This window comes from Pseudomonas sp. 05N434, from assembly GCF_056396965.1.
The window spans coordinates 1-11,451 of sequence record NZ_JBFTMK010000089.1 but is presented as its reverse complement, the minus strand read 5'-3'; the positions used below and the strand labels follow the sequence as shown (position 1 = coordinate 11,451).

The window sequence follows — 11,451 nt, the reverse complement described above, 5'->3', positions numbered from 1 at the left end:
GTTCATACAGCGAGCGTTCGTCCTCGGCCACTTGCGGCGCCTTGGCGATCACTTCCTGCGACAGTGTGAATGGCCGGCCTTCCGCTTCGGCGGACAATCGTTCGACCTGCGCGATCAAGGCATAGCGGTCCGCTTCGCTTTCACCCTTGTTCGACAGGAATCGCGTGTCATCCAGGCGCAGCAAGGTGTCGCCCTTGTTCACCATTTGCCCTTCGCGCACGAAAATCTCGGTGACGATGCCGCCTTCCAGGTTCTGGATCACCTGTATCTTGCTCGACGGAATCGCCTTGCCTTCGCCCATGGTGACTTCCTGCAACACGGCGAATTTGGCCCAGACCAGCGCGCTGATCAGCAGCGCCGCCGCCAGCCACACGGTGATCCGCGACCAGCGCGGTGAATCCTGCAACGAGGCGCCGGCGGTTTCCGGCATGAACTCGCTCTCGGCACTTTTGCTGAAACTGCCGAAGTAGCTTCGGGCCGCTGAATCCGGTGTTTGAGCAGACATGGGACGATACCCGTCAGTTAAGAGAAGTAATGCCGAACAAAAAACTGTGGCGAGGGAGCTTGCTCCCGTTCGGCGGCGAAGCCGTCGCAAAAGTCCAGCTGACACAACGAGGTGAATGGGGCTGCTGCGCAACCCAGCGGGAGCAAGCTCCCTCGCCACAGGTATGTATTGGCATCGAGTGGGCGCTCCTAAACCGTCGCAGAGCCGACACGGCCCTTGCGCAATGCATCGATCACCGCTTCTTTCGGGCCGTCGGCGACGATCCGCCCGTTGTCCAGCACCACCAGCCGATCCACCAGGCTGAGCATCGAACTGCGGTGGGTGACCAACAGCACTGTTTTGCCCTGGACCCAGTCGTGGAGTTTCTGCCGCAGAAGGTCTTCGCTGCTGTTGTCCATGGCGCTGGTCGGTTCGTCGAGCAGCATGATTGGCGGATCGAGCAACAAGGCTCGCGCCAGCAACACCGCTTGCCGTTGCCCGCCCGACAGCAGTTGACCACGCTCGCCCACCGGCCGATCAAACCCTTGTGGATGCTGACGCGCCAGTTCAGTCACGCCGGTCAGCTCAGCGACTTCAAGCATCCGGGCATCGCTGACATAACGGGCGCCGAGGGTCAGGTTGTCGCGCAGGCTGCCGGCCAACAAGGGCAGGTCGTGGGCGACGTAGCCGATCTGTTGACGCAGGTCGGCGACGTCCAGTTGCCGCAGGTCCAGGCCATCGAGCAGCAACTGGCCTTCTTCCGGCGCGTAGAAACCCATCACCAGCCGCGCCAAGGTGCTTTTGCCCGAGCCGCTACGGCCGATGATGCCGATCCGCTCGCCCGGTTTCATGCTGAAGCTGACGTTGGCCAGGGCCGGCGCGTTCTGGCCGTTGTAGTGGAACGTTACGCCGCAGACGTCCAGGGCGCCTTGCAGTTGCGTGCGCTCCAGTGGCCGCTGCCTGGCGTCGCGCTCTTGCGGCAACGACATCAGCGAATCGGTGCTTTTCATGGTCAGTTGCGCTTGCTGGTAACGGGTAATCAACCCGGCGATCTGCCCCAGCGGCGCGAGCACGCGGCTGCCGAGCATATAGCTTGCCACCAGCGCACCGACGCTGAGGTTGCCGGCGATGATGCTATAGACCCCGGCGACGATGGTCGCCATGCCGGAAAACTGCTGAATGAACAGCGTGCCGTTGGTGGCCAGCGCGGAGAGGTTGCGCGCATGGCTGTCGAGGCGGGTGAGGGCGCCGTGGGTGCTTTCCCATTTGTGCTGGCGCTCGCTTTCAGCGCTGCAGGCCTTGAGGGTTTCCAGGCCGCCGAGGGTTTCGATCAGCAGGGCCTGGCGTTCGGCACCGAGGCTCAGACTCTTCTGCACGGTGTCGCGCAGGCGCGCCTGAATCACCATGGCGAAGAGAATCGTGATGGGGAAGGCCAGCAGCGGAATCACCACCAGCCAGCCGCCGAGCAGGCCGATCACCACCAGCATCAGCACGGCGAAGGGCATGTCGATCAGGCTGGTCAGCGTGACGGCGGTGAGAAACTCCCGCAGGCCCTGGAAGTCATGAATGCTCTGGGCRAAACCACCGATGGTTGCGGGTCGCGCTTTCATCGCCATGCCGGTGATGCGTTCGAACAGGGTCGCTGAAAGAATCACGTCGGTTTTCTTCCCGGCAGTGTCCAGCAAGTGTGCACGAACCACCCGCAGCACCAGTTCGAAACCGGTGCCGATCAGCAAGCCGATCGACAACACCCACAAGGTTGAAGTGGCCTGGTTCGGCACCACCCGGTCGTAGGTCTGCATTACGAACAGCGGCACCATCAGGCCCAGCAGGTTGATCAGGAAACTTGCCAGAATCGCATCGCTGTACAGCCATTTCGACAGCTTCAGCGTGTCGCGAAACCACGCCTCGACCCGCGGCACCAGCGGCGCGCGCAAGTCTTCGAGTTCATGCCGTGGCCGGGCGAACAAGGCCTGGCCGCTGTAGTTGGCGGCCAGCTCGTCCGTACTGACCCACTGTTCTCCGCCGTCGGCTTCGCTGGGCAGAATCAGCGCCTGACCATTGTCGCCCCAACGGCGCAAGACCGCGCAGCGGCCATGGTTGAGGATCAGCATCACCGGCAGGTTGAGCGCGGAAATATCCGCCAGTTCACGGCGCAGCACCCGCGCCTGCAAACTGGCCCGGGCCGCTGCGCGGGGCAGCAGGTCCAGGCTCAAGCGTTGGTGTGCCATTGGCAGCCCGGCACTCAGGCTGGCACGACTGACCGTCGCGCCGTGGAGTTTGCAGAGAATCAACAGGCCGTCCAGAAGCGGATCATCGAAACTAAGACGCGGATCGACACCCGTGTTGCCGGTTTCCATGCTGGTCACATTGATCGCTCCTACACGGCGTTACTTCATTTGAGTTCAGGCAAGCGCGCTTCGTTTTTCACTTCGGTGGCGGCGATCGCATCGGCGGGCAGCACCACCCGTTGCTTGCTCAACAACTGGCCCATGTTCGCCAGCACGCGGTACATCGAGAACTCCTCGGTGTAGCGCACTTCGGTGTAGCGGCGGTTGGCGTTGTAGAGCTCGTTTTCACTGTCGAGCAAGTCGAGCAGAGTCCGTTGGCCGAGACCGAACTGATCCTGATACGCCGCCCGTACTCGGGTGGTGGTTTCGGCGTATTCACGGGCGGTCGGGGTTTGTTTCTTGGCGTTTTGCATGGCGTTCCAGGCCAGGTGGATGTTCTCGTTGAGCTGGCGCAATGCGTTGTTGCGGATGTCCATCGCCTGGTTGATCTGATGCGCATCGGAGGCCAACCGGGCCTTGTCGCTGCCGCCACGGAACAGGTTGTAGTTCATCACCACGCCCACTCGCCATTCGTTGTCGTGGCCTTGATCGCCCTGCACATTGTTATTGGCGCCCACCGCTGCTTCGGCGTCGAAGCGTGGGTAGAACGGCGACTTGGCGACTTCGTACTGGCTCTCGGCCGATTGCACATCAGCCTGGGCGGATTTCAGGTACGGGTTGTTTTCCACCATGCTCTGCTGGGCTTCGGGCAGGGTGGCGGGCAGTTCGCCGCGGGTCGACGGCGGCGCTTCGAGTTCATCGGGCATGCGCCCCACGACGCTGTAAAAATTCGCTTCGGCATCGGCCAGATCGACTTCGGCGGTGTCGAGGTTGTTTTGCGCCAGTGCCCGGCGAGCGGTGGACTGGTCGGCGTCGGCGTTGCTGCCGATCCCACGCTGGGTACGCAGGCCGATCTGATCGTTGACCCGCATGTGCGCTTGTAGATTGTTCTTGGCCAGGGTCACCAGTTCGCGGCGCTTGAGCACTTCGAGGTACACCTCGATGGTGCGCAGGGCCAGGTCCTGGGCGGTGCCTTGAGCGTAATAGGCCCGCGAGTTGGACACGCCTTTGGTGCGCGCGACCTCGTTGGCGGTGTTGAAACCATCAAACAGCATTTGCCGCAGGCGCAGTTCCGACTGGGTGTAGGTGAGGATTTCGGTGTTGTGATTGCCTCGCGACCGGGTGGTGGTGTTATCGCTGTAGCCGCGACCATAGGCGGCGTTCAAATCCACCGATGGATAAAAGCCCCCTTTAGCGACTTTAATCTGCTCGTCGGCCGAGAGCCGGGCATCGACCCGAGACGCCAGTTCCGGGTGGGTCGCAATGGTGCTCTGGATCGCCTCGGTCAATGACATCGCCTGAGCCTGAGAAGCGCAGGCCATGGCCAGCAGAATCGCACTGCAAAGGGGGGTTAAAACGCGCATGGGTGCATCTCCCTGATTCCTGATGGTGCTTAGCGGTCGCCATTTTTTTGACGATATTTTTAGATGAAACCGTTTCATGCCTGTAACAACAGAGCTAAGAACATCCTGAAGCGTAGCTAAGAAAAATTTTTCATAAGGGCTATGCCAAAAAAAACTTATGCGGCCTGAAAAATCCAGCACATTGTTCAATGCGAAAGCCTTTGTTTTATTGGCTTTCTGGAACATCAACAGGGTTTTGGAAAGTTCCATTCACTTTTCGACACAGGGCGAAGAAGTGCTGGAGGGGAGGAGAGCGAGACGGTTTAGAGGCGACATTTTTTTGTCACTCGAGTGATTCAGAACCGTTACGCATGCGTTTGCAGGCCGGTCGTTTTGGAAGTGGGTCCCGATGCCATTGATTGCAGAGGGTTTTATCCCGATCCCAAGACACCCCCCTCGCGAGCGACACGCCTGGCGAGAGTGTCGGGAGGCAGCGGTTTACTTCAGGTAAACGCTTTCCGGCACGCGGGTCTCGGGCAACCTGCTTGAACCATGAGCACGTTTCTTCGCGCAAACAGGATGCCGACAGCAGTTGGCAGCGGAGGAATGCACATGGCAACGCTCATCGGTATCGTCAGTAAGGTCATCGGTCAGGTGTATGCAGTGGCGGGTGATGGCACTCGACGGGCACTGATCGAGGGCGATCGGCTGTTTGCCGGCGAGCAGCTGGTCACCGGGGCTGAAGGGGCGGTGGCGGTGCATATGCAAAATGGCCAGGAGCTGACGCTGGGGCGTGACAGCAGCCTGCAAATGAATGCCCAGTTACTGGCGCACCAGGTGCCGCATGTGGAGACCACTGATGCGGTAACGCCGAGCCAGGCGCAACTGACCGATGTCGAGCAACTGCAAAAAGCCATTGCCGCCGGTGCCGACCCGACCCAGACCGCTGAGGCCACCGCCGCCGGACCGGGCGCAACGGGCGCGCCCGGTGGTGCGCTGGGTGGTGGCCACAGTTTTGTGCTGTTGGAGGAAGTGGGCGGGCGGRTCGATCCCACGATTGGTTTCCCCACCGCCGGCTTCAACGGTATTCCCGAATTCCCCCTGGAACGCCGGGACGCTGCGCCGGACAACGGCGATAAAGGCATCGTTACGCCGTTTGCCGCGAACGTGCCGAATCACCCGGTCATCCTCACCGGCCTGTCGGTGGCGGGCGGTGAACTGACCCTCAATGAAGCCAACCTGGCGGACGGGTCGGCCAGCAACCCGGGGGCACTGACCCAGCACAGTACGTTCACAGTGTCTGCGCCCGACGGGCTGAGCAGCCTGAGCATCGGCGGGATCAGCGTGATCAGTGGCGGGGTGCCCATCGGTTTTCCGCAGTCGATCACCACTCAACTGGGCAACACCCTGACGATCACCGGCTACAACCCGGCCACCGGCGTGGTCAGTTACAGCTACACCCTGGTCGGCAACGAAACCCATTCCGCCGGTGACGGCACCAACAATCTCAGTGAACAATTCACTGTGGTTGCGAACGACAGCAACGGCGATACCGCCACCGGTTCGCTGGACGTCAATATCACCGACGATGTGCCCAAGGCCATCGACGACAGCAACGCCCATACCGCGTCGGAAACCCTGCTGACCCTGACCGGCAGCGTGCTGCCCAACGACGTCCAGGGCGCCGACCGCATTGYCACCGGCCCCGACAGCGGGCCGATCATCGGCGGTACTTTCACCGGGACGTTCGGTACCCTGGTGTTGAACGCCAACGGCACGTACACCTACACCCTGAACACCAGCGACGCCGATTTCAAAGCCCTGCACGGCGGTGGCAACGGCACCGAAAATTTCGTCTACACCCTTACCGATTCCGATGGCGATACCAGCACCGCGACGCTGGTGCTGAACATCCATAACAACGACGACCTGGTGACGCTCAATGGCCTGAATGCCGAAGGTGGCGAGCTGACCGTCAACGAGAAAAACCTCAGCGACGGCAGCAACCCTGATGCATCGGCGCTGACCCAGAGCGGCACATTCACCATTACTGCGCTGGACGGTGTGCAAACCCTGACGGTGGGCGGCATCGTGGTGGTTTCCGGTGACCTGATCACAGGCTTCCCGCATGCCATCGTCACGCCACTCGGCAACACGCTGACCATCACCGGTTACGACAATGCGACCGGCGTGGTCAGCTACAGCTACACCCTCGTCGACAACGAAATGCATCCGAATGCCAACGGCGCCAACAGTCTCTCCGAGCAGTTTGCGGTCACCGTGGTGGACGACAACGGCACCACCGCGACTGGCAGTCTTGATGTGAACATCGTCGATGACCTGCCTCATGCCATGGACGACAGCAACGCCAATACGGCATCGGAAACCCTGCTGACCCTGACCGGCAGCGTGCTGCCCAATGACGTCCAGGGCGCCGACCGCATTGCCACCGGCCCCGACAACGGGCCGATCATCGGCGGCACCTTCACCGGGACGTTCGGCACCTTGGTACTCAATGCCAACGGCACCTACACCTACACCCTGAACACCAACGATGCCGATTTCAAAGCCTTGCACGGCGGTGGCAACGGCACCGAAAATTTCGTCTACACCCTTACCGATTCCGATGGCGATACCAGCACCGCGACGCTGGTGCTGAACATCCATAACAACGACGACCTGGTGACGCTCGATGGCCTGAACGTCAACGGCGGCGAACTGACCGTCTACGAAAAAAACCTCAGCGACGGCAGCAGCCCTGATGCATCGGCGCTGACCCAGAGCGGCACCTTCACCGTCACCGCGCTCGACGGTTTGCAAACCCTGACGGTGGGCGGCATCGCGGTGGTCACCGGTGGCGTGGCCGCAGGCGTCCCGCAGTCGATCGTCACTCCGCTTGGCAGCACGCTGACCGTCACCGGTTACGACAGTGCGACTGGCGTGGTCAGCTACAGCTATACCCTGGTGGATAACGAAACCCACCCGAACGCCAACGGCACCAACAGCATCACCGAGAACCTCAACGTCGTCGCCACTGACGTCGACGGCAGCACGGCGTTGGGCCAGATCAACGTCAACATCGTCGATGACTTGCCCACCGCCAACCCTGATCACGCCTCAGTGGCCGAAGGCGCGACGGTCTCGGGCAACGTGCTGGGCAACGACATCGGCGGCGCCGACGGACCGGCCCTCGGCGGCGCGGTGGTCGGCGTGCGCGCCGGCAGCGACACCTCGACTTCAGCCATCGGTGGCTTGAACAGTCAAATCAACGGCACCTATGGCTACCTGACCCTGGATGCCAACGGCGATGCGGTCTATCACAGCAATCCAAATGCCGTGAACGGCCCTGGCGCGACCGATGTGTTCACTTACACCGTGCGCGATGCCGACGGTGATGAAAGCACCACCACCATTACCATTGACGTGGCCAACTGCACCCTCGTGGCTGCCACCGACACCGATGTGACGGTTAATGAAAAAGCGCTGGACCTGACCAAGGACGGGCAGGACCTGGCGGCGGGCACTGTCCTCGGCAGCGAGCCTGACAACACCGGCGAAACCGCCTCGGGCACGCTGGTCGGTTCAATCACGGGCGGCACTGGTGCAATCACTTACGCTCTGGTCGGCAGCGCCACCGGCACCTATGGGCAAATCCTGCTCAACCCGGACGGTTCCTACACTTACACCCTGATTTCTGCGCCCACGACCACGCCGCACGCCAACGACGGACCGAACACCCTGAGCGAGAGCTTCACCTACCAGGCCACCGACTCTGTGGGCAACAGCGTCACCAGTACCATCGTGATCAACATCGTCGATGACGTGCCGTCGGCCCATTGCGATTCGGTTTCGGTGGTGGAGGGCGGCACGGTCAGCGGCAATGTGCTGGACAACGATGTGCTCGGCGCTGATGGCCCGGCCTTGGGTGGGGCAGTGGTCGGCGTGCGCGCCGGCAGCGACACCTCGACCTCGGCCATCGGTGGCTTGAACACGCAAATCAACGGCGCTTACGGCTACCTGATCCTGGATGCCAGTGGCAATGCGGTGTACCACAGCAACCCGAATTCGGTCGGCGAAGCCGGCGCCACCGACACCTTCACCTACACCGTGCGCGATGCCGACGGCGATGAAAGCACTGCCACGATCACTGTTGACGTCTCCAACAACTGCCTCGTAGCCGCCACCGATACCGATGTGACCGTCTACGAAAAAGCGTTGGATCTGACCAAGGACGGCCAGGACCTGGYGGCGGGCAGCGTCACCGGCAGCGAGCCTGGCAACACCGGTGAAACCGGCTCAGGTACGTTGGCAGGCTCGGTCTCTGGCGCCACGGGTGCGATCACCTACACCCTGGTCGGCAGCGCCACCGGCACCTACGGGCAGATCCTGCTCAATCCCGACGGTTCCTACACGTACACCTTGACCTCGGCGCCGAAAACTTCGCCCAACGCCAACGACGGCGCGAACACCCTGAGCGAGAGCTTCACCTACAAAGCCACCGATGCGCTGGGCAACAGCACCACCGGCACCCTTGTGGTCAGCATCGTCGATGACGTGCCTCACGCCGTCGCCTCGGACCGTTCGGTGCCGGCCGTGCAGATCGACTCCAACCTGATGCTGGTGATCGATGTATCCGGGAGCATGGACGACCCCTCCGGCGTATCGGGCCTGTCGCGGCTGGACCTGGCCAAGCAGGCGATCAGCGCGCTGCTCGACAAGTACGACAATCTGGGTGACGTGAAGGTACAGATCGTCACCTTCAGCAGCAGCGCCACCGACCAGACGTCGATCTGGGTCGATGTGGCGACGGCCAAGTCGATCATCGCTACGCTGACGGCAGGTGGCGGCACCAACTACGACGCGGCCGTGGCAACCATGGAAACCGCATTCGACACCTCGGGCAAACTCATCGGGGCGCAGAACGTCGGCTACTTCTTCTCCGATGGCAAACCCAACGAAGGCGACATCGGCACTGCGGACGAGATCGCGCTCAAAGCCTTCCTCGACGCCAATGGCATCAAGAACTACGCCATCGGCCTGGGCAGCGGCGTCAATAACGCCAGCCTCGATCCGGTGGCCTATGACGGCAGCACGCACACCGACACCAACGCTGTGGTGGTGACCGACCTCAACCAACTCAACTCGGTACTTTCGGGCACCGTGCAAGGTGCGCCGGTCACCGGTTCGTTGCTGGGCGAGGGCGGTACATTTGGCGCCGATGGCGGTTTCATCAAAACCCTCACGGTCGACGGCACCACCTATACCTACGACCCGAAAGCCAACAGCAATCAGGGTTCGCTGAACTTCAGCGGCGGCGCCAACCACGGCACCTTCAACACCGTCGACAACACCCTGAGCATCGCCACCAACAACAGCGGCACGCTGCTGGTGAACCTCGACACCGGCGAGTACACCTACACCTCGCAGAAAACCACGGCCGTGCAGATCACCGAAAACATCGGCTTCACCGCCAGCGACAACGACGGCGACCTCACCAGTTCGACCCTGACAGTCAACGTGATTCCGAATTCGCCACCGGTGGCAGTCGATGATCACATCATCACCAACGTGCTGTCGGGCAGTATCGTGGTGCCGGGCGAGCTGCTATTGGCCAACGACACCGACCCCAACGGTGATGCGCTCACGGCATCGCCGACTACCTTCAACACGGGTTGGACGGCCAAGGGAGCGGACTTTACCGGCACCAACTCGAGCTTCAGTTTCACCGGCAATAACGTCCAGGCCGTGACCATCGCCCGCAGTGCATTCGTCGCCAACGCTGCCGCCATGACCGCCATGCTGGTGGTCAGCGGGGCCTTGGGGGCGGTCAGCACCAACAATACCAACGATGAGGACCGCATCACCGTCAACCTCAAACAGGGCGAGACCCTCAACCTGGACCACAACCTGGCGGCCGGCCACATCACCATGGAGTACTCGGTCAATGGCGGCGCTTACATGGCTCTCGCCGATGGCCAGACCATCACCGCCACGGCGGACGGCACGTACCAGATCCACATCACCAACATTGACGACGGGGGACCTGGCAACAGCGGGAAGGGGGCGGAAAACTATCAACTGACCATGACCGTCAACTACGCCGGAGCCCAGGACTCCACGCCAGACTTCCACGGCACCTACACCGCGAGCGACAACCACGGCGGCAGCGACAGCGCGGCAGTCGACATCACCTATCAGGCCGGCCATACACTGACCGGCACCTCGGGCGATGACGTGTTGATCGCGGGCACCGGCAACAACATTATCAATGCGGGTGACGGCAACGATGTGCTCACCGCAGGCTCAGGCAATAACGAGATGCATGGCGGCGCCGGCAACGATCTGCTGTTCAGCGGGCCGGGCAACGATTGGCTCGACGGCGGCACCGGCAACGACACCGCGAGCTACGCCCATGCCACCGCTGGCGTGACTGTCGACCTCAGCCTGCTCACTGCGCAAAACACCGTTGGCGCAGGCACCGACACCCTGACCGGCATCGAAAACCTCACGGGCTCGAACTTCAACGACAGCCTCACGGGCGACAACAACGGCAACATCATCAACGGCGGTCTGGGTAACGATGTGCTCAACGGCGGGGGCGGCGACGACTTCCTGATCGGTGGCCTGGGCGACAACACCCTCACCGGCGGCAGCGGCGCCGACACCTTCCAGTGGCTTAAAGGCAACAGCGGCCACGACGTCATCACCGACTTCACCCCGGGCACCGACAAACTCGACCTGTCGCAACTGCTGCAAGGCGAGAACGGCACTGCGGCATCGCTGGATGACTACCTGCACTTCAAAGTCACCGGCAGCGGCGCGACCCTGGTCACCAGCATCGACATCAGCGCCATGGCCGGTGCCACGCCGAGCCAGACCATCGACCTGGCCGGTGTGAACCTGGCCAGCCACTACGGCGTCACCCCCGGAGCGAATGGTGTGATTGCCGGCGGGGCGGACACTGCGACCATCATCAACGGCATGCTCAATGACCATTCGTTGAAGGTAGATACGGTGTGATCTGAAACGACAAAACCCGCTATCCCGGTGAAAGGGGATGGCGGGTTTCTTGTTGGTTGAGGATTTATCTACCGGCCCTGTGCCCGGATACACCTCATGTGGCGAGGGGGCTTGCCCCCGTTCGGCTGCGCAGCAGTCGTAAAACCTGTACATGCAGTTTGCCAGACAGACAGTGATTGCAGGTTTTGGGGGCCGCTTCGCAGCCCAACGGGGG

3 protein-coding genes and 1 pseudogene are annotated in these 11,451 nt (G+C 61.9%); 1 reads left to right on the top strand and 3 read right to left on the bottom strand.

Annotated features, from left to right (window positions below):
• The 3 genes and pseudogenes from AC1DLB_RS08525 to AC1DLB_RS08515 form a co-directional block, all read right to left on the bottom strand.
• A pseudogene (locus tag AC1DLB_RS08525) lies at window positions 1-505 on the bottom strand (HlyD family type I secretion periplasmic adaptor subunit); the annotation flags it as partial.
• A 188-nt stretch (window positions 506-693) separates the two neighbouring features.
• Window positions 694-2,853 (bottom strand): type I secretion system permease/ATPase, encoded by a 2,160-nt coding sequence (locus AC1DLB_RS08520; RefSeq protein WP_477743408.1) that lies wholly within the window; start codon window positions 2,851-2,853, stop codon window positions 694-696.
• A gap of 26 nt (window positions 2,854-2,879) precedes the next feature.
• Complete coding sequence (locus AC1DLB_RS08515) at window positions 2,880-4,238, bottom strand: TolC family outer membrane protein (protein ID WP_019648053.1); 1,359 nt, start codon at window positions 4,236-4,238, stop codon at window positions 2,880-2,882.
• A 591-nt stretch (window positions 4,239-4,829) separates the two neighbouring features.
• Between AC1DLB_RS08515 and AC1DLB_RS08510 the strand changes: the two genes are divergently transcribed.
• Entirely contained in the window at window positions 4,830-11,237 is a 6,408-nt protein-coding gene (locus AC1DLB_RS08510; protein ID WP_477784863.1) for a retention module-containing protein, read from the top strand.
• Window positions 11,238-11,451: the final 214 nt, after the last annotated feature.

Bases quoted from the DNA above. Each gene is read 5' to 3' on its own strand.
- AC1DLB_RS08515 (WP_019648053.1), bottom strand. From the start codon at position 4,238: ATGCGCGTTTTAACCCCCCTTTGCAGTGCGATTCTGCTGGCCATGGCC.